Source organism: Cytobacillus oceanisediminis (assembly GCF_007830235.1).
Taxonomy (GTDB): domain Bacteria; phylum Bacillota; class Bacilli; order Bacillales; family Cytobacillaceae; genus Cytobacillus; species Cytobacillus oceanisediminis.
The window spans coordinates 107,269-127,278 of the sequence record NZ_VLKI01000003.1 but is presented as its reverse complement, the minus strand read 5'-3'; the positions used below and the strand labels follow the sequence as shown (position 1 = coordinate 127,278).

The window sequence follows — 20,010 nt, the reverse complement described above, 5'->3', positions numbered from 1 at the left end:
TGCAAGACTCTGTTAACTTGGGTGTTGATTTCCGCTGCAGGTGGTCCGACGCTCCTCGGCGCATTCGCGACTGCGGGGTCTCCCTTTACACACTCCTCCCGCTAAGAGTCTCGCGCCTTCCGCTCCAATCAACACGTTGCTAAATCAACAATTAGCTTTAACAAAGCTATTAGCAAAAAGCACTATTCAAGCTCCACTACTGTGGCAACACCCTGTCCTCCGCCAATACAAAGAGTTGCAAGGCCTTTCTTTGCCTGCCTTTTTTGCATTTCATGTATTAGGGTTACAAGGATTCTCGCTCCGCTCGCCCCAATCGGATGGCCTAACGCAATTGCTCCTCCATTTACATTCAAAATTTCCTTGTTAAAACGAAGCTCCCTATCAACTGCAAGCGATTGGGCTGCGAATGCTTCATTGGCTTCAATAAGCTCCAGCTGATCCATGGAAACAGCCGCTTTTTCAAGCGCTTTTTTTACAGCGGCAACAGGGCCGATGCCCATAATGCTAGGATCTACGCCTGCACTGGCATTCCCTTTAATTGTAACTAAAGGCTTGAGCCCCAGCTCTTCCGCTTTCTTTTTGCTCATGACAAGCAATACAGCTGCACCGTCATTAATGCCTGATGCGTTGCCGGCTGTAACGCTGCCGTCTTTTTTAAATGCCGGGCGAAGGCCACCAAGCTTTTCAGGAGTCGTTCCTTTCTTCGGATACTCATCCGTGTCAAACACGATCGGATCTCCTTTTCGCTGCGGAATTTCCACTGGAACGATTTCATCCTTAAATTTGCCTTCTTCAATTGCCCTAGCTGCCTTTTCCTGGCTCCCAGCTGCAAACTCGTCCTGCTCTTCCCGGCTTAAATCATATTTGGTACAAAGGTTTTCAGCGGTTACACCCATATGGTAATCGTTGAAGGCACACCAAAGCCCATCCGAAATCATGGAATCAACAAGCTTTTGGTCCCCCATTTTAAAGCCTTTTCTTGCATTTTTCAGTATGTAAGGTGCCTGGCTCATATTCTCCATTCCACCGGCGATAACGGCTTCTGCATCTCCTGCCATAATCGCCTGGGCTGCTAAATGGACCGCTTTCAATCCTGAACCGCAAACTTTATTGATCGTCATCGCGGAAACGCTTTCAGGGAGGCCCGCTATAAGAGCTGCTTGCCTTGCAGGATTCTGGCCAAGTCCTGCCTGAAGAACATTCCCCAAGATTACTTCATCTATTTGCTCCGGTTTTACACCTGCTTTTTCAAGAGCTCCTTTAATGGCTATTGCTCCTAGCTCGGGAGCCGACACATCTTTAAGGCTTCCGTTAAAACTTCCGATTGCTGTCCGGACAGCGCTGACTATCACTGCTTCTGTTTGTGGCATTTCTCTCATCCTTTCAAAAAACATCTCTCTGCTTATATTCGTGCCAAGTCTCAAAATTCCTTTTATTTTGTCAAAATTTCTATTATTCTTGCATTCAAAAAAGCTTTCCTACTACAATTATCTTGTATGCAGTATGTATAATTCTTCGCAACAAAGAAAGCGCTTACGATACACGATAAAAAAATATGTGACGGGAGAGGAAAACATGACGCTTGGATTGCCTAAAAAAGTAACAATTATCGAGGTTGGCCCACGGGATGGGCTGCAGAATGAAAAATCCTTTGTTCCGACAGAAGTAAAGAAAGAGTTCATTAAAAGTCTGAAAAATGCCGGTTTAACAGAAGTGGAGCTGACTTCCTTTGTTTCGCCGAAATGGGTTCCGCAAATGGGAGATGCGGCTGAGATTGTGGCAGATTGCCTGGATGGGGATACAAGGGACATCGTGCTAGCGCCTAACCGCAAAGGCATTGATAGAGTAGTTATGACGGATTGCAAGGCAGTTGCTGTATTCGTCGGTGTAAGCAATACGTTCAATAAGAAAAACATCAATAAAACAACCCTGGAAAGCATGGCAGAACTAAAACCAATTATTGGTGAATTAAAGGAAAAAGGTTATTTTGTCCGTGCCTGCATCTCCACAGCTTTTTATTGCCCTTATGAAGGAGAGGTTAAACCTGAAGATGCAGTCGAGCTGTGCCGCCAATTTGTAGAGGCTGGCGCTGACGAGCTAAGCGTGGCAGATACGATAGGAATGGCTGCTCCCCATGAATCTTACGAGCTTTTTTCCCGTTTAAAAACAGAGTTTCCAAATACACTTTTAACTGCACACTTCCATGACACAAGGAAAATGGCGCTAACAAACATTTTTGCAGCTTTACAGGCAGGTGTTGACAGATTTGATACATCAGCAGGCGGACTTGGCGGATGCCCATTTGCACCAGGTGCTGCCGGCAATGCAGCCACAGAGGATGTGGTTTATATGCTTGAACGGATTGGAATCGAGACGAACGTTGATCTGGAAAAATTAATGCAGGCTGTCAAGATTGTTCAGCCGCATCTCTCAAGGCCGATTGAAAGCACCTATTTCCGGTTGAATGCAGAAACTGTTAAATAGCCAAAAGCAGCATTGCTTTGCCTGACGCAAACACTAGCAGCAAGATACAATTTCCAAATCTGTCATTCATGAATAAGCCTCTCCTTCTTAAAGCATCTTATTAGGTGAAGACACCGAGCACAGCTCCGTACTTGTGGGTAGCCGACTTCAGCTAAAAACATGGCAACGGAGCACTATTTTAGAAGGGGGATAAGAAAGATGAGCCAAAAACGCGATAAAGGATATAGCCAGAAGGGAAAGCCCAATTCGGATACAGTAAGCCAGACGATTGCTGCTGAGGAATTGGAAAAAGCAATTCACCCTACCAAAAGACAGAACTCCCAGCAATAAGCCGCAAAAGCGGCTTTTTCTCTTGCTGCAAGCAGGAAAAATTTTGGGAGAGGCAGTTCGAGTACCTCCCCAAGACTTTTTCAATTTGTCCCTGCTCGCTTCTATGTTTTAATTTCCGACGGAATGGTAAAATAAAGGAAAACAGGTGGAGGGATGGGGTTGAGAAAGTTTTTTCGTTACTTATTTTCAATCATTCTCTTTCTTTCATCACTCGGCGTCTATTTTACAAATAGGCTTATGTATATGAAAAAGAAGGAAGATGAATTTATTTTGGAAAGGGAGAAGGGGGCAGGCAGGCTTGATCTTATTAAGTATGAAAGCCTTCCAAAACGAGAAGTGCTGATTCCCTCCCCTTTTGGATATAACTTAAAGGCTGTGGCTGTTGAACCGCATGAAAATAACCGTTATATCATTATCTCCCATGGGGTAACCGAGAATAAAATGAACTCAATTAAATATATGAACCTCTTCCTGGAACGGGGATTTAACGCTGTTATTTATGATCATCGGCGACACGGGGAATCTGGCGGAAAAACGACAAGCTACGGGCATTATGAAAAGTTTGATTTAAAAGCAATCGTTGATTGGCTCAAAGCTGAAAAAGGGCCTGGCATAAAGGTTGGCATTCATGGCGAAAGCATGGGAGCTGCCACCATGATTCTCTATGCCGGAATGCTCGAAGACGGTGCTGACTTTTATATTGCCGACTGCCCGTTTTCCGATTTTAAAGAGCAGCTTGCTTATCGGCTGAAAGCGGAAATGAAGCTGCCTCCGAAGCTCTTTTTGCCTGTTGCCGATTTATTCCTGCGAATGCGCGAGAAATATTCCATAGCAGACGTCTCCCCTATTTCAGTGATTGAAAACATAAAGAAGCCTATCCTGTTCATTCACAGCGAGAAGGATGATTTCATTTTGCCAACCATGTCCGAAGCATTGTTTGAGAAGAAAAAGGGCCCTAAAAAGCTTTACCTAGCCGTTAACGGCATCCATGCCCAATCGTTCAATGAAAATAAAGAAGACTATGAGAAGGTAATTGATGAGTTTTTGGAAGAATACATTTATAAAAATAAAGAACTTTTTTCGTAATAGAAAAAAAGCTGGCTCACATTTAGGGCCAGCTTTCTTTATTGCTTGGAGATTACCTTTTCTTATTGGGCAGGCTTTTGGCTTTGCTCTCGCTTTACTACTCTCACCATATTTTAAGAAAGGTGCTCATACCTGGACACCCCTAATTTTGCTTCTGTTTCAGAATTTCCTTGCCGTCTGCCGTTAATCCTCTTGCTGTGTGGAAGTCTCCCATTTTAAAATAATAGCGTCCGCTCTTTTTTTCGATGATTGCTGCTTCTTCAAATTTCTCTTCCTGGCCGGCTACTTCTACTTTTTGGATATCCTGATTATGAATCTCCCCAAAAATGATCGGAATCCTGCTTTCCAATTTTCCTTCCTTATCATAATCATAGAAATCGTCTGTATAAACAGTCATGTGTTCATTTTCATAATGCTCCCAGTGGTTGTGCCCTTCATTTTTCCAGCCGTTTTTATCGCTGCCCTTCAAATACGCAGCCGCCATAGCATCGAATTCACCCTGCCCATTTTTCTGATGTGTCGTATATAAGAGAATGATTCCGTCTTTTACTTTTTCTTTATGTAGAATTTCTTTCACATTAAAAGGGATATCCTCATCAATTGCCTGGCCCATTGTCTGTGTACTGCACGCTGACAATAGCAGAATGGACGCGGCCAGCAAAAGCAGTATATTTTTCTTTTTCATGACTTCTCCTTTCATTCTAAATGTGTCTCTACAATTTAATGGCAAATGTTATTGAAACATTCGTTTTTTTGATGTTCTAATGAGTCTGTAGCCTATTCTTTAGCGGTTAAAACATTTTTCCAATTATTTATTTTTGGCTCTGTTAAACTTGGCTGTTGATTTCCGCTCCAGGAGTTCAGCGAACCGGGGGCGGTCTGACGCTCCTTAAGCATTAAGCCTGCGGGGTCTCCCTTTGACTCGCTTCTCCCGCTGGAGTCTCACGCCTTCCGCTCCTATCAACAGGGTGTCAATATCAACACAGAGATTTAACAAAGCCTATTTTTTACACAAAATTACTATAAATATAGGAAATCCTAAATTCCTATAACTTCTCTAAAATGCCATAAAGCTCTTCCAAATGCTGAATCTCATATGTAGGAATAACTTCATTTGGCTTTTTATTATGACGGTTAAGCCACACAGATTTTATACCTGCACGATTTGCCCCAAGAATGTCTGTCATTAAATTATCCCCGACCATAATAACTTCATCTCTCTCAATAGACATTAGGGTCAATGCATGTTCAAAAATAGCAGGATCTGGCTTTCCTCTTCCAAAATCGCCTGAAATGACGATTTGGTCAAAATAAGGGATAAGTTCTTTTGTAATGGTTAGTTTCGTTTTTTGCAGATCTGGTGAACCATTTGTTAAAAGCAGAAGCTGATAATTCTTTTTTAACTCATCTAGCGTTTTAAACGTTTCTTCATAAACAAACGGTGCCTTCTTCCGTTCCTGCGGGAAACGTTCCGCTAATTCGTATCCAAAGTCTGGATCATCCACCCCCATGGTTTTTAGACCTGTTGTCCAGGCATCTTTTCGATAGGAGGGAACGATTTCTTTCATTTTTTTAAAATCATCCTGTTCATCTAAAAAATTCCCCCACAATCCTTCAAATGGGTTGATCCCAATCATTCTCGTAAAAGGGTAAATTTCATAGGAAGAGTATAAGTTTCTTGCTGCTTCCCGAACAGCCTCTTCTAATTGATTTGAGTCAATGCCATATCGTTCTTCCGCTAATTTACAAGTGGCTGCAAAGGCTTCTTTTATACTTTTTTGATCCCATAGTAGTGTATCATCTAAATCAAAGAAAATGGCTTTTATCATTTTGATTCTCCTTTTAATAGAATGTTATTTTATAATAGTTTATCATTTTTTAAAATTTTTAAAATATATTTTCCGTTTTCGTTTGATGTTCTTCAACTGATTTGTAATGATGATAAGACAATAAACACAAGAAACGCATGGGTCATTTTCAGATCCATGCGTAATTTTTATTTTCTATCAATTAAGCCAATACACCCATTTAAACTCAGCTTAAAACTTTGACGAGCTTTGTTTATAATATCAACTAAACAGCGCTTTGTTTGTTGCTTTTTTTGAAAGGGATGGGGTTGGAAGTATTTCTTTTTGTAATATAGGGTCGTATGTATCGACACGACGGTCTCTAAAGAATTGTAGAATTTTTCTAGTCTCTTCTATTTCTTTTAAATCAATCTCTTGTACAATAATTCCTTCTTCATCATCAAGTGACGCTAAAATATTCCCTAATGTATCGCTAATAAATGACCCACCGTAAAAATTCATGTCCTTTTCCTGGCCAACTCGATTTGTCGCAGCAACAAATACACCATTAGAAATGCCATGAGCAGAAATTACCTTTTCCCATGACGATCTTGTTGATATTTCAGGATGATCTGGCTCTGAACCAATAGCAGAAGGATAGAATAATATCTCTGCACCTTGTAAGCTTAAAATTCGGGCAACTTCTGGAAACCACTCGTCCCAACAAATCCCAACTCCTATTTTTCCATAAGCAGTTTCATAGACAGGATATCCAGTATTGCCTGGAACGAAATAATATTTTTCATGATACTGCGGACCATCTGGAATATGATTTTTCCTTGTAATGCCTAAACATTCTCCATCAGCATCAAATACAGCTGCACTATTAAAATAAATACCAGCACCTGCTCTTTCGTAAAAAGGCACAATCAAGACAATTCCTAATTCCTTTGCTAATTCACCCATTTTAGTTAATATACCGCTATCTACGTCTTCAGCTAAATCATAATTTTCCACACTAACTGTTTGTGGAAAATATTGCGAAGAAAATAATTCCTGTAAGCAAACGATTTGTGCCCCTTTATTTACTGTTTCTTTTATTTTCCCTATTGTTTTTTGAATATTTTGCTCAATAAATTCTCCGCAATGAATTTGAATAAGACCAACTTTTACTTTTGACATTTTCTCACTACCTGCCTTTTTTATTTTTTTGAATTATACAGTTGGGACCACCTGGTTTTCATATACAACCTTTCCATCCATAATCGTCATTTTCACTTCAGTTTCAAGAATTTCATCCGTTGATATGCTAAATAAATTTTTATTTAATACTACGATATCCGCTAACTTCCCTGCTTCCAATGTGCCTAATTCTTTTTCTCTAAAAGACCCAAATGCTGGTGTAGCCGTATAGTATTTTAACGCTTGTGCTAATGTAACTCCTTCCGACTTTTGCCACGCCTTCCCAGTTAAATCTTTTCTGGTGATTGCCTGATAAATACCCATCATAGGATTTAGGGGTACTACAGGAAAATCTGTACCAAAGGCAGCATTTGCACCAGTATCTACTATTGTTTTAATAGGGTAATAGAGAGGTTGTTGATTTTCACTGATTCTAGTTGTATATGCTTCACTTTCCATTAATTCAATATGTTTGGGCTGAAAGGAAGCGATTACACTTAATTCCTTAAAGCGGTGGACATCTTCTGGATGCAATACCTCAACATGTTCAATGACATGTCTAGCATCTCTTTCCCCATTTTCGTTTCTCGCTTCTTCAAATGCATCCAATGCTAAGCGGACAGCACCGTTACCAATAGCATGGAAACGAATTTGGAATTTTTCCTTATCGGCCTTTTTTACTAATTGTTTAATTCTTTCAGGTGGATAGTTGGTTTCACCTTTTGTTTCCGGACGGTCTTTATACGGATCTAGTAAAAATGCAGTATGGCTTGTTACAACTCCATCTATAAATTGTTTTAATCCAGCAAAGGTAAGCTTATCTGATTGGTAATTTATTTGTAAATCCTTTGCTTCAGCTAAATCCATTTTTAACTCTGGCGAAAAGTGGATTCTAGTTGTAAGTAACCCTTCTCTATCAAATTCCTTAAAAATTTCAAGATCGTCTAATGGGTTTGGCGCAATTTTTGCTCCGTATAAATCATTAACGGATGTGATTCCTAATTTTTTTGTTTCATTAAGAAAGCCTTGGAATAGTTTTAAACGTTTTTCTTTCGGTATTTTGTATGCATGTTCTGTTGCATACCCAATTGCATGTTCAAATAGAATGCCTGTTAATTCCCCATTTACATCTTTTCCAATTTTTCCATACTCAGGATCTGGGGAGTCCTTCGTTAAATGAATCATTTCTATTGCTTTACTATTGATCCATGCGTAATGCACTTCTGCGTTGAATAATAAAACAGGACGATCATTAATATATTTATCTAATGTCGTTCTATGTGGCAGCGCTTTCTTTCTCCAACTGGTATGATCCCAACCAACCCCCAATATCCACTCATCACTCGGTCTCGTTTCTGCAAAATTAGCTACTATTTTAGCTGCATCTTCTTCTGAAGTAGCATCAAATAATTTGGCACTATCCTTCTGTAAAATGCTCCCCATCATTATGTGCATATGAAAATCATGAAATCCCGGAATAATTAGTTCTTCTTCCATGTCAAACACTTTTGTTTGATCCCCAATGAATGACAATATTTCTTCTTTAGAACCAATCTCAATAATTTTATTATCTTTAATAGCGATAGTTGCTTTTATAGGCTCATCTTGTAGCCCAGTAAAAACATGTTGACTAGAAAGAACGATGTCTGCCTTTACCATTTTTACCCTCCTTGGTAGATCTAGCTTTTATGCTTGAATTTCATTTACCTCCGCATTATCAATAGAAAGCTCTGGCGGCCGTTTACTAAACATTTTCGTAGTAGAAAGGAGCATGATGAAACCAATACCAAGCCATCCTAGTCCGAGTAAAAGTGCCTTTAAATCAAGACTAGTCCATAACCAAATTGTGAAACTAGCACCAATCAGTGGCAAAATTAGATATTTTAATGTGCCAAATCCGTTTCTCTGTTTCTCTCTAATAAAATAATGAGAAATAACCGAAAAATTAACAAATGTAAATGCAACAAGCGCTCCAAAATTAATAAAGGATGATGCTGTCACTAAATCAACAAACAAAGCAGATAAAGCAAAAATACCCACTAAGATAATGTTGTGTGATGGAGTTCGAAATTTTGGATGAATATGACCAAATATTTTCTTAGGAAGAACTCCATCTCTCCCCATCGCATACAAAAGCCGCGAAACACTTGCGTGAGATGATAAACCAGATGCCAGTCCCCCTGTAATATATCCTGCTAGAAAAATAGATTGAAATAAATTACCTCCGACGTATATTGCAATTTCTAAGGCAGCAGAATCTGGATCTTTAAAGGCTTGAAAATTTGGGAAAACAAGGTGACTGATGTATGAAATGATGACAAACAGAACTCCTCCTATTAATGCGACGAGGAAAATAGCCTTTGGTATTACTTTTTTAGGATTAATGGTTTCCTCTGAAAAAGTAGTAACAGCATCAAACCCTAAAAAAGATAAACATAAAATAGAAGATCCTGCTAATACTAAAGATAGTGGTATTTCTCCATTCACAAATGGAGAACTCATAAATAATGTTCCAGAACCCATTCCGTTAACTAACCCTTTAATTGAGAGGAATGTAAATATAACTATTATTAAGAATTGACAGGCAACTAATAATAGATTTATCTTTGTTGCTATTTTAACTCCGATTATATTTACAATGGTAGTTAAAATTACAAAGGCAATTAACCAGACGGAAAAAGGAACAGATGGAAAATATGCGTTTAAGTAAATAGCGATTAGTAATCCATTAATCATTGGCAAAAATAAATAGTCTAGTAGGATAACCCAGCCTACTAAGAATCCAATATGAGGATTAAAAGCCTTTTGAGAATAGGTATATGCAGAACCGGCAACAGGAAAGGCTCTAACCATTTGACCATAACTATAGGCTGTAAACAACATACCAACTAAAGCTATAATATAAGCAGCTGGTACCATCCCATTTGTTATTTCCGCAACAACCCCATAAGTAGAAAAGACTGTTGTAGGTGCCATATAAGCCAATCCAAATAGCACTAAAGGAAATACTGTTAACGAACGTCTTAATTTTGAATTCTCCATGTATCACTCCACCCTTAATCGTATTTAATTAACTAATATGCAAATTTCATACCAAGTGGGGATTGATTATATAGTGATTGAATTAAAGAGTTTTCTTAATAGTTGTAAAATACCGAACTTTTAATGAATTCATAGTTTTATGCAACATTACATAAAATATGTAATATTGCATAATTAGTCGTTAGAGATGGGTTTTAAATTTTCTATACTAGTCTATTTCCTTATAAACAGCCCGATTGCGGATGATCTTATCGACATTAATATGTTAAAAATTACTGACCCCTTCCTGAATTAGAACCTCTGTTAGTTGCATAAGAAAAGGTCCAATTAAGTTGCCTCTATGGGAAATCAACAATATTTCCATTTTCAAATGCCTTCAATTCAAGTTCAATTTTGAGTAAATCTAAGTTCTTTTCCAAATGATCACTACCTTTATAAAATTAATTTTCATAATATTAAGATGCCATATATTACTCCAACAATGACGACACCGCCTAGACGACTTTTAATATTAAATTACAAGTATATTCGTCCTCTAATGGCTGCCTGAAATTAAGAAGGTAGGACTTTACGCAATTTTTTTCTTCAACAAGATGAAATTGTTGAATATAAAACCCCAACCTCTCAGTAATATTAATGAGAAATTGGGGTTTTAATAGTAAAAATCCCTTTACTTTTTGTAAATCCGCGTTTTACTGGCGGTACCCCATTATGCGTTTAGTGCGTCAAAATGGGCCCGAATTAGAAGAAAGAGTACGACATCATCTAAGGCTAACAAATGATTCCTGGAGAGTATATGTAACGTAATAAAAGTAAAAAGGTCAATGGATGTATTTATATCGTACAGTCGATTCAGAAAGGAAAACAATTGAATTTTTATCTAAGTGAATCAAAAGATAAACAAGCAGCCAAGCGCTTTTTTTCAAGAAATCCTTGGCTGCTTCTTATATTTGTAACTAATAGATTATTCCGCGCTACGTTTAGGTAGGACTCCGCCTCAAAACAAGTCCAAACCTATGGATATATATTTCACTTCTAAAAACTCTTCGATCCCGTATTTGCCACCTTCACGACCGAGGCCGCTTTCTTTATAGCCGCCGAATGGAACTTGAACAGCTGAAGGCAAGGCGTCATTAAGCCCAATAATCCCGTACTCAAGCTGCTCTGTGATTCTATAGGAACGATTTAAGTTTTCTGTATAAACATACGCTGCCAACCCGTAACAAGAATCGTTAGCTCGTTCAATGACTTCCTCTTCCGTTTTGAAGATCGAGATTGGTGCCAGTGGCCCAAAAATTTCATCCTTCATACATTCCATATCGTCGTTAATATCGGTCAATATTGTAGGGGCAAAGAAATAGCCGTTTTCTTCAGCAGGTTTAAGTCCACTGTAAGTGATCCTTCCACCCTTTTTAATTGCATCATTGACAAGTCCCTCTACTTTTTTATATGCAGCTTTATCGATTAATGGACCGATATCCGTTTCCTCTTCAAGTCCGTTGCCGACCTTAAGCTTTTCTAATTCTGCTTGGAAAAGCTTCATAAATTCTTCTGCAATCCCTTCTTGCACATAAATTCGATTGGTGCAGATACAGGTTTGACCAGCGTTGCGAAATTTCGATTGAACAAGTCCTACAGCAGCCTTTGCTAGATTTGCATCATCCATAACGATAAAAGGTGCATTCCCGCCAAGCTCAAGTGATACCTTTTTTACATTTTCAGCAGCTCCGCGCATCAGTGTTTTCCCAACCTCTGTCGAACCAGTAAATGTAATTTTCGTTACTCTAGCATCCCTCAGCCACACTTCACCAATTTCTGACGCCCTTCCGGTAATTATGTTTAACACACCCGCAGGAATCCCTGCTTCATGGGCAAGCTCCACCATTTTCAAAGCCGTAAGAGGGGTTTGGTTTGCTGGTTTCACAACAGCTGTACACCCTGCAGCAAGCGCTGGAGCTACTTTTCTAGTAATCATCGCTGCTGGGAAGTTCCACGGAGTAATCGCGGCAACCACACCAACTGGTTCTTTCCTAACTAATATTCTTTTATTAGGGTGAGAGGCTGGAATTGTTTCACCGTAAATCCGTTTGCCTTCTTCTGCATACCAAGAGATAAACCCATTCGCATACTGGACCTCTCCAAGAGCCTCATTTAATGGTTTTCCTTGCTCAATCGTCATGATCCTAGCAATTTCATGTTTGTTTTCTTCTATTAATTGGTACCATTTCATGAGGAGTATATAGCGCTCATCCGCTGTTTTCTTCGACCAGGCTTTGAAAGCCTGGTGGGCAGCATCGACAGCCTTCTCCGCTTCATAAGCACCACCCGTTGGCACAGCACCAACAACTTCCTTTGTAGCCGGATTTATAATTTCGGTATAAACTTCATAATCATTTCCAACCCAGTCTCCGTTAAGATACATAGGATAGATTTGAAACTTTTTCTCTACTTTATCCATTTCATTACCTCCCAGCAGATACGACATGATCATTCATCAAAACTGCATCAAACGCTTCTTCAAGAATTTGCAATCCTTCTTCAAGCTGATCGTCCGTTATCGTTAACGGCATAAGAATGCGAATGACGTTACCATAAAGCCCGGCACTAAGTAACATAAGACCCCGTTCCCCTGCAGCTTTTACAATTTTCCCAACCGTCTCCTTATCAGGAGTTTTCGATTGTCCGTCTTTAACAATTTCCATCGCGCACATCGCACCTAAGCCTCGAACATCCCCAATGCATTCGAAGCGTCCCGCTAAAATCTGCATTTTTTCAATTACCCTATCTCCCAATATTCTTGCTCGATCATTGAGATTTTCACTCTCAATGATATCTAAAACACTCAACGCAGCTCGGCAACCGAGAGGGCTTCCTGAATAGGTTCCACCAATTTCTCCAGGCTCAACAGCATCCATAATCTCTACCCTGCCAATCACTCCACTAATTGGCACACCCGCTCCCATAGATTTCGAAATCGTAATTAAATCAGGAACGACATCAAAATGTTCAATCGCAAAATACTTTCCAGTCCGGGCAAATCCAGTTTGAATTTCATCGGCAATAAACAAGATTCCATGCTGACTGCAAATTTCTCTAACCCTTTGAACAAAGGCGATGTCAGGAACTATAAATCCGCCTTCCCCTTGAACAGGTTCCATCACGACGGCTGCTATCGTCTCTGGGGCCACTTCAGCTAGTAAAAACTGCTCAAATTGATCAATGATCATCGCACTATATTGCTGTTCGGTCATTCCTACAGGGCGTCTGTATACATATGGATATGGTGCCTTATAGACCTCTGATGCAAATGGGCCGAAGCCGAACTTATATGGTTTTACTTTACTTGTCATTGTCATAGTCATTAAAGTCCGGCCATGGAAGCCCCGGGTAAATGAGACGATTCCTTGGCGTTTCGTATATTTTCTAGCAATTTTTACTGCATTTTCAACGGCTTCCGCACCACTGTTAAAAAAAGCAGCCTGTTTATCAAAATTTCCTGGAGCAAGCTTACAAAGTCTTTCAGCTAAATTAATGTATGATTCGTACATCATGACGTTAAAGCACGTGTGAATAAATTGACTTGTCTGCTCTTGAAGCGCCCTTACTACCCTTGGATGCGTATGCCCGACGTTTAAAGTACCAATTGCACCAGCAAAATCAATGTACGAATTTCCATCTACATCTTCAACAAGGGCTCCTGTTGCTTTTTTCACAAAGGAATGGCAATTATTGCTGATTCCTTTTGGTACATATTTATTTCTCCGCTCCAACAGTTCTTTTGATACCGGACCAGGTAGATGTGTTTGTTGTTTAATAAATTTCTTTTCCACTTTCATGCTCCTCCTAGTTTTGATTCATCTTAAAAATAAGCGTTATTTTTTCACCTGTGATAACACTTGTTTAAATGTGCTAACCACTTTATCTACTTCTTCATAACTAATTGTTAAAGCAGGCTCGATACGAATGGTCTTCGAGTTGATTAATGTTCCGGCAACAAGGATACCGTGATCAAACATCCCTTTTGAAACCTCATAACCGATTTCATCTTCATGGAATTCAATCCCAATCATCAGTCCTTGTCCGCGAATTTCAAGAACCTTATCCTCTTGACCTTTAGCCGCCTCTTTTAACTCTTGAAGGAAGTATTCACCAACCTCTGCTGCCCGATCTGGTAATTTTTCCTCAAGCAAAACTCCAATCGTTGCAATCGCCGCGGCACACGCAAGTGGATTGCCACCAAAGGTTGTTGTGTGCATAAACGGATTATCAAACCAGCTCTTGAATACATTTTCTGTCGCTACAACAGCACCAGCAGGCATGACTCCGCCGCCAAATGCTTTTGCCAGACAGATAATATCCGGAACAACGTTATACAATTCAGCTGCGAACATTTTTCCAGTCCGTCCCATACCCGTTTGTACCTCATCAAAAATCAGCAAAGAACCGTATTGATCACATAGCTCCCTAACTTCTTTTAAATAGTTTTCTGGAGGAAGAATGATTCCGCCTTCACCTTGAATCGGTTCAAGAACAACGGCAGCCACATCTTCGCCAACTGAAGAACATACCTCAAAAGTTTTTTTCATCATATCGATATCCCCGAATGGGACATGGCGGAAGCCTGGAATTAACGGAAGGAAAGGTTTACGGAACATTCCTTTTGCCGTTCCAGACAACGCGCCTAAGCTTTTCCCGTGGAAAGCACGAGTAGTCGAAATAAAAGTTGTCCGCTCACTGTACATTTTGGCAAGCTTTAATGCGGCCTCAACACTTTCTGTTCCACTGTTTGTAAAAAAGGCATATTTCAAATCGCCAGGAGTAATCTCACCTAAAATTTTAGCTAGCATGGCTCGAAGCGGATCAAGTAAATCTTGACTATGAAGAGCCTGGCGTTTCAATTGATCGGTAACTGCCTTTACCACTTTGGGATTTCGGTGCCCGACATTATAAATGCCAAAACCACCAAGACAATCGATATATTCCTTGCCATTTACATCTTTAAAACATGATCCATTATCAGACCATTCCACCGAAGCAAATTGGCCATCCTTTGTTACCGTTTTGCGATACGCTAGAAACCCAGGATTGACGTTCTCGCGAAAGCCCTCGACCGTTTCCACTGTAATCCATGCAGCTTCTTCTTGATTTATTTCCTCTTTTTCTATTAAACTTAGAACCTTATTAATGTATTCGCTCACGTTTTGATACTGCTTATTCTTCAATTCTTGTTTTAAGTCGATACTCATGATTTTGTTCCTCCTGAAAAAATAAATTTTGAAATTTGATAATTGTCGGACGCAAGCAACCCTACGGCTAGTGTACTTCCCTAAACAGGCGCTTCCGCTTTTCTACTTTGAAAACCATCCTATTGGCTCTACCTGCAAATTGATATTAATTTGTTTAATTTCCTGGAATTCCTCAAGACCAAATGTTCCAAGGCTGCGACCAATTCCACTTTGCTTATAGCCACCCCACGGTGCTTCATTATAAGTAGGATGATAGGAATTAATCCAAGTAATCCCGGCACGAAGCTTTTTAATGACGCGAAGACCTTTTGCACCATCATTGGTAAACACACCACCAGCAAGCCCAAAAACAGTACTATTCGCAAGCTTTATGGCTTCGCTTTCATCCTTGAACTTCTGAATGACAACGACCGGGCCAAATATTTCTTCCTGAACAATTCTCATGTCTTGTTTCACATCGACGAATACCGTTGGTTCAACAAAGTAACCATTATCTAATCCATTTTTAACAATTCGATTTCCACCGCATGCAAGCGTTGCACCTTCCTGCTTACCAATCTTAATGTAGGAGAGAACCTTTTCAAGATGCTCTGCACTCACAAGCGGGCCCATCTCGGATGAAGGATTATTTCCGGGGCCTACTTGAATTTTCTTGGCCCTTTGGACAAAACGTTCCACAAATTGATCATATATCTTTTCTTCGACAAGGATTCTTGAACCTGAGGAACAGACCTGACCTGCGCCAGAAAAGATTCCAAATAAAGCATAATCGACCGCGGTTTCAAAATCAGCATCGGCAAAAATGATATTTGGTGATTTCCCACCTAATTCTAGAGAAACCTTTTTCATTGTGTGAGCCGCAGTCTTCATGATATGCTTCCCAGTTTGCGTCCCACCCGTAAAAGAAACCATGTCTACTTCTGGGTGGGAGACGATTTCATTTCCTACAACGGAACCCGCTCCCATAACCATATTGGCTACCCCTTTTGGCAAGCCCACTTCCTCAAAAATTTCAAATAGCCTTTTCGGAGTAACTGGAGTAACCTCAGACGGTTTATAGACAACCGTATTCCCGGCTGCTAAAGCGGGCGCGAGCTTCCATACACTCATTAACAGTGGATAATTCCATGGAACAATAAGACCACAAACTCCAACAGGTTCACGGACAACCATTGCTTGCATCGGATCTGTAACATGGTAGGTCTGGCCATCAGGTTGTGTAATCATTCCCGCATAATAGCGGAAACATGCGGCTGCATCACCCACATCATAGCCCGCTTCTCGTAAGGTTTTTCCGTTATCCATGGTTTCAAGCTGAGTCAATTCATCAGCATAATCATCAATTTTGTCAGCTATTTTTAATAAATAGGAGGCCCTTTCCTGCGCTGAAATGCCTGACCAAACACCCTCTTCGAAAGCTCTACGGGCAGCAAAGATGGCCATGCGGGCATCGGAAACTGTTCCTTCAGGTGCATAACAAATGACTTCACTATTTGCTGGATTAATTACCGGACGCGTTTCATTATTTTCAGAATCTCTCCACTCGCCATCAATATACATCTTAAGGTTTGTAACAAGTTTTTTTATCTCTACCATTTACTTATCCTCCTTTTATTCCCTTACTTACTATTAGATAATGCAAAAAGTGTGCCAAGTTTAAAAGATTGCTAACTTACCAGTTTCCCTTAATCTTTTTAACAAAAGTTATTCATTTTTGCATAACTCTATTTCTCTGTGCATAATAAAAAAAGCTGTTATAGGGGGAGGCGATCCAAAACAGCTTTTTTATAAAAAGGTAGACAAGTTTTCGATTTAAATATTTTTATAACTTAATATTTTCTGATATTTTCTACTTCCTGAGGATCATAATTCCTAAAGCTTTTACTGCTTTTAAATGGGTATGGAGATATGCTGGCTGAGATAGCTGATACTTTCTATTGATATGGCATGTTCAAGCAAAAATTCAACCGAAAAATTTTGTTTTTCCAATCTTTTAAAGCAAATAATTATTTAAATCAACAAAGGCAAATAATTTATCGTGTTTTTTTAAAATAAAGGCTCTGTTAAAGCTTATTGTTGTTTTTTAGCACCCTGTTGATTGGAGCGGAAGGTACGAGACTCCTGCGGGAGTGCGGATCAAAGGGATACCCCGCAGGAGCAAAGCGACGAGGAGGCTCCCGGACCGCCCGCGGAAAGGGAGTGCCTGCAGTGGAAATCAACAGGCAAATTTAACAGAGCTAAAATAAAAAGGGTTCTTCTAGATTGTTCAGGGTTAATCCTATAACTTCCTCTTTTTCAACCACTGAGACTTAAGTAATCGGTTAATTTTTTCTTCTGCAGCGGAAAACATCGTTTACATCCCCTTTAAACCCTATCACTATAGCTATTTTCGGAATCTTTTAAATAAAAAAAGAAGATGTACATTCCATCTCCTTTTCTAAGGGCTAGTCACTGCCAGTAACAAATAGGTCCTCCTTAATATATGCAAGGACCATTCCAGGAATAACGTAATCTCCTTCTTGTACTGCAAGTGATTCTACTTCTCCACTCAAACCCATTTGTATCTTTTCTAGGTTGCCTTCTTCCGTTTTAATCTGAAATAATGTTTCCCACTCATAAATTCTTGTATCACTTTTAATCGAAACCTTTTCAACCTTCCCGTAAACAGGACTAACCACTTCAAAATACATGAAATTCCCCCCTCATTTTATTTTAATATTGTTCCTGAAAAGGTCGTGTATCTAAAACAAGTCCAAAGAACTCTTGGAATTCCGGGATGTCCCCTACTTCAATTCCTAGTCGTTCGACTGCCATTATTAACACCTCATTTTTCTTGTTATTAAAGGTAATAGCAAGTTTCGTGCCAACTTTCTAAAATCGCTTCCAGTAGCTTTATTCAAGATAATTGGGCAAAACCGTTTTGGGATTATGAATAAATGACTAGAATTTTTCAATTTTGCATTATTTCGAAAAAGATTAAAAAATGCATCCTACTTTGAATTAGAATGCATTTTTCACTATTTATCTTTTAAATTTCTGCTTCTTCACTTACAAATTGAGGAGGTGCTGCTCGAAAGGCCTTTGTGAGATAGACTAAGTAAACAAATCCTACAGCAAACCAAGCGGCCCCCATGATAATGGAACTAATGTTAAGATTGATCCACAGGATACCAATCGAACCGGCTCCCAGTAATGGCATGATCACGTAATTAAAAAACCCCTTGGGATTCCGGTGCATTTTTTGACGGAAGGCAAAATGACCAATAACGGAAAGATTTACAAACGTAAACGCCATCAATGCGCCAAAATTAATTAATGAGGCTGCTGTCACTAAATCAAAGAACCAAGCAGATAAAGAGATGACCCCGACGATTACAACATTAATCGCAGGGGTTCTCCATTTTGGATGGACATATCCAAACCATTTCTCCGGAAATACTTTGTCACGTCCCATTACATACAACAGTCGCGAAACACTTGCATGTGAGGCAATTCCGGAGGCTAGCGTATTCACAAATGTTGTACATAAGAAAATCGATTGGAACAGCTTTCCACCGACATAAAGAGCAATTTCCGGCAGAGCTGCGTCAGGTTCCTTGAACCTTGATATATCTGGAAAAAATAATTGAATAAAAAACGATGTTGTGATAAAAATAAGCCCGCCGCATAAAGCTGTAAGCATAATTGCTTTTGGAATTGTTTTTTCTGGATTGGGTGTTTCTTCAGCTAGAGTCGTAACCGCATCAAAACCGAGGAAAGAAAAACAAAGAATCGTTGCACCTGTAATGAGAACAGGTATGTTCATCCCTTCAACAAAAAACGGTTGTAAACTTAAAACTGTGCCTGTTCCCTCACCGGCATTTAACCCTTTTACTACAAGGATAATAAAAACGATCATGATGAGAATTTGAATTAGAACAAATAATGTATTAAAATTTGCCAGAACGTTTACACTTCGCAGGTTTAAGAAGGTAACAATTCCTACAAACACTAACACCCAAATAAAATCCGGAACGGACGGAAATAAAGCATTGAGGTAAAGTTTTGTTAACAAAGCGTTAACCATTGGCAAAAGTAAATAATCAAGTAGCGAAGACCAACCAACTAGAAAACCGAGATGCCTGTTCATTGCTTTTTGAGTATACGTATAGGCTGAGCCTGCCTGAGGAAAAACCTTTACTAGCTTCCCGTAGCTAACAGCAGTGAATAGCATCCCTATTAATGCAATAATATAGGCTGTTGGAACATGACCTTTCGTTATACCAGAAACAATTCCAAATGTGTCAAATACCACCATTGGCGTCATATATGCTAACCCCATGATAACGATTTGCCACAGATTTAACGATCTTTTCAGCTTTACGCTATTCTCCACATATCATTCCTCCCCTTATTTTAAACCGCTTTCATTTCGAGACAGCCCCTTGGTCTTCTTATAATTTTTACTCCCTCCTTTTTTGAAAATTCAGTATGTATACCTTGCAATTTTTGTGCCAAACTATAGCACTTCTAAAACTTCTGCTGTTTTGTTCAATTATCATTTGGAAAGGTTTAGGGTGAGTAGTTTATAAAATTCGGAAGGTTTCGGATTACTCATCCGCGCATACATTATTCCATATTAAATAGAATTTATAAAAAAAGCGGAAGAGCCCTTCTAGCGACGAATGGACTGGACCCTTCTACTGAGATTTAAACTCCCCGAAATGCCTACACAGAAGCCTAGTTGAATTTATGCGTTCAGATTTTAGGCAATAAAATCAAATTAACAAAAGAAAACACGATTCGGTGTTGACTTATATTAGGAGATGGTCGAAGTACACCAGCCGGTGGGCAATTTTAAAATTAAATTAAAA

General features: G+C 39.4%; 15 protein-coding genes and 1 pseudogene. 4 read left to right on the top strand and 12 right to left on the bottom strand.

The genetic code is table 11. The annotated features are described in order from the left end of the window. Window positions 1–182: 182 nt before the first annotated feature. A complete protein-coding gene (locus tag IQ19_RS07065; protein ID WP_144541389.1) occupies window positions 183–1,370 on the bottom strand; it encodes an acetyl-CoA C-acetyltransferase in 1,188 nt (395 codons plus the stop codon). A gap of 205 nt (window positions 1,371–1,575) precedes the next feature. On the opposite strand from IQ19_RS07065, the gene IQ19_RS07060 reads away from it, so the two are divergent. From IQ19_RS07060 to IQ19_RS07055, 3 genes are all read left to right on the top strand, one after another. Then, window positions 1,576–2,484 carry a hydroxymethylglutaryl-CoA lyase gene (locus tag IQ19_RS07060; protein ID WP_144541387.1) on the top strand — a complete coding sequence of 303 codons (909 nt, stop codon included), beginning with the start codon at window positions 1,576–1,578 and terminating at the stop codon, window positions 2,482–2,484. Between the two features lie 198 nt (window positions 2,485–2,682). Further along, window positions 2,683–2,814, top strand: coding sequence for a hypothetical protein (locus IQ19_RS28930; protein ID WP_258309328.1), 132 nt, complete (start codon window positions 2,683–2,685; stop codon window positions 2,812–2,814). Between the two features lie 159 nt (window positions 2,815–2,973). Beyond that, window positions 2,974–3,900: an alpha/beta hydrolase gene (locus IQ19_RS07055; protein WP_144541385.1), complete on the top strand. Its 927-nt coding sequence runs from the start codon at window positions 2,974–2,976 to the stop codon at window positions 3,898–3,900. A 142-nt stretch (window positions 3,901–4,042) separates the two neighbouring features. Here the strand turns inward: IQ19_RS07055 and IQ19_RS07050 are convergent, their stop codons facing one another. From IQ19_RS07050 to IQ19_RS07030, 5 genes are all read right to left on the bottom strand, one after another. After that, window positions 4,043–4,585: a hypothetical protein gene (locus IQ19_RS07050; protein WP_144541383.1), complete on the bottom strand. Its 543-nt coding sequence runs from the start codon at window positions 4,583–4,585 to the stop codon at window positions 4,043–4,045. A gap of 361 nt (window positions 4,586–4,946) precedes the next feature. Then, window positions 4,947–5,729 carry an HAD family hydrolase gene (locus tag IQ19_RS07045; RefSeq protein WP_144541381.1) on the bottom strand — a complete coding sequence of 261 codons (783 nt, stop codon included), beginning with the start codon at window positions 5,727–5,729 and terminating at the stop codon, window positions 4,947–4,949. Window positions 5,730–5,969: 240 nt separating this feature from the next. After that, window positions 5,970–6,869, bottom strand: coding sequence for a carbon-nitrogen hydrolase (locus IQ19_RS07040; RefSeq protein WP_144541379.1), 900 nt, complete (start codon window positions 6,867–6,869; stop codon window positions 5,970–5,972). A gap of 33 nt (window positions 6,870–6,902) precedes the next feature. Next, entirely contained in the window at window positions 6,903–8,528 is a 1,626-nt protein-coding gene (locus tag IQ19_RS07035) for an amidohydrolase (protein ID WP_144541377.1), read from the bottom strand. Between the two features lie 27 nt (window positions 8,529–8,555). Continuing rightward, entirely contained in the window at window positions 8,556–9,911 is a 1,356-nt protein-coding gene (locus IQ19_RS07030; RefSeq protein ID WP_144541375.1) for an APC family permease, read from the bottom strand. A 708-nt stretch (window positions 9,912–10,619) separates the two neighbouring features. On the opposite strand from IQ19_RS07030, the pseudogene IQ19_RS28425 reads away from it, so the two are divergent. After that, window positions 10,620–10,862, top strand: a pseudogene (locus IQ19_RS28425) (DDE-type integrase/transposase/recombinase); the annotation flags it as partial. 46 nt (window positions 10,863–10,908) lie between these two features. On the opposite strand, the gene IQ19_RS07020 reads toward IQ19_RS28425, so the two are convergent. From IQ19_RS07020 to IQ19_RS06995, 6 genes are all read right to left on the bottom strand, one after another. Continuing rightward, on the bottom strand, window positions 10,909–12,333 hold the full coding sequence (locus IQ19_RS07020; protein WP_144541967.1) for an NAD-dependent succinate-semialdehyde dehydrogenase: 1,425 nt from the start codon (window positions 12,331–12,333) through the stop codon (window positions 10,909–10,911). 40 nt (window positions 12,334–12,373) lie between these two features. Then, on the bottom strand, window positions 12,374–13,741 hold the full coding sequence (gabT, locus tag IQ19_RS07015; protein WP_394137321.1) for a 4-aminobutyrate--2-oxoglutarate transaminase: 1,368 nt from the start codon (window positions 13,739–13,741) through the stop codon (window positions 12,374–12,376). Window positions 13,742–13,783: 42 nt separating this feature from the next. After that, window positions 13,784–15,157: a putrescine aminotransferase gene (locus IQ19_RS07010; RefSeq protein WP_144541370.1), complete on the bottom strand. Its 1,374-nt coding sequence runs from the start codon at window positions 15,155–15,157 to the stop codon at window positions 13,784–13,786. A gap of 102 nt (window positions 15,158–15,259) precedes the next feature. Continuing rightward, window positions 15,260–16,753 (bottom strand): aldehyde dehydrogenase family protein, encoded by a 1,494-nt coding sequence (locus IQ19_RS07005; protein WP_144541368.1) that lies wholly within the window; start codon window positions 16,751–16,753, stop codon window positions 15,260–15,262. Between the two features lie 848 nt (window positions 16,754–17,601). After that, on the bottom strand, window positions 17,602–17,847 hold the full coding sequence (locus IQ19_RS07000; RefSeq protein WP_144541366.1) for a biotin/lipoyl attachment domain-containing protein: 246 nt from the start codon (window positions 17,845–17,847) through the stop codon (window positions 17,602–17,604). A gap of 338 nt (window positions 17,848–18,185) precedes the next feature. Next, entirely contained in the window at window positions 18,186–19,532 is a 1,347-nt protein-coding gene (locus IQ19_RS06995; protein ID WP_199749397.1) for an APC family permease, read from the bottom strand. Window positions 19,533–20,010: the final 478 nt, after the last annotated feature.

Excerpts from the sequence above, each read along its gene's own strand:
- IQ19_RS07030 (WP_144541375.1), bottom strand. The coding sequence starts at position 9,911 with ATGGAGAATTCAAAATTAAGACGTTCGTTAACAGTATTTCCTTTAGTG.
- IQ19_RS07035 (WP_144541377.1), bottom strand. The coding sequence starts at position 8,528 with ATGGTAAAGGCAGACATCGTTCTTTCTAGTCAACATGTTTTTACTGGG.
- IQ19_RS07010 (WP_144541370.1), bottom strand. The coding sequence starts at position 15,157 with ATGAGTATCGACTTAAAACAAGAATTGAAGAATAAGCAGTATCAAAAC.
- IQ19_RS07065 (WP_144541389.1), bottom strand. The coding sequence starts at position 1,370 with ATGCCACAAACAGAAGCAGTGATAGTCAGCGCTGTCCGGACAGCAATC.
- IQ19_RS07000 (WP_144541366.1), bottom strand. The coding sequence starts at position 17,847 with ATGTATTTTGAAGTGGTTAGTCCTGTTTACGGGAAGGTTGAAAAGGTT.
- IQ19_RS07020 (WP_144541967.1), bottom strand. The coding sequence starts at position 12,333 with ATGTATCTTAACGGAGACTGGGTTGGAAATGATTATGAAGTTTATACC.
- IQ19_RS07060 (WP_144541387.1), top strand. The coding sequence starts at position 1,576 with ATGACGCTTGGATTGCCTAAAAAAGTAACAATTATCGAGGTTGGCCCA.
- IQ19_RS07050 (WP_144541383.1), bottom strand. The coding sequence starts at position 4,585 with ATGAAAAAGAAAAATATACTGCTTTTGCTGGCCGCGTCCATTCTGCTA.
- IQ19_RS07040 (WP_144541379.1), bottom strand. The coding sequence starts at position 6,869 with ATGTCAAAAGTAAAAGTTGGTCTTATTCAAATTCATTGCGGAGAATTT.
- IQ19_RS07045 (WP_144541381.1), bottom strand. The coding sequence starts at position 5,729 with ATGATAAAAGCCATTTTCTTTGATTTAGATGATACACTACTATGGGAT.
- IQ19_RS28930 (WP_258309328.1), top strand. The coding sequence starts at position 2,683 with ATGAGCCAAAAACGCGATAAAGGATATAGCCAGAAGGGAAAGCCCAAT.
- IQ19_RS07005 (WP_144541368.1), bottom strand. The coding sequence starts at position 16,753 with ATGGTAGAGATAAAAAAACTTGTTACAAACCTTAAGATGTATATTGAT.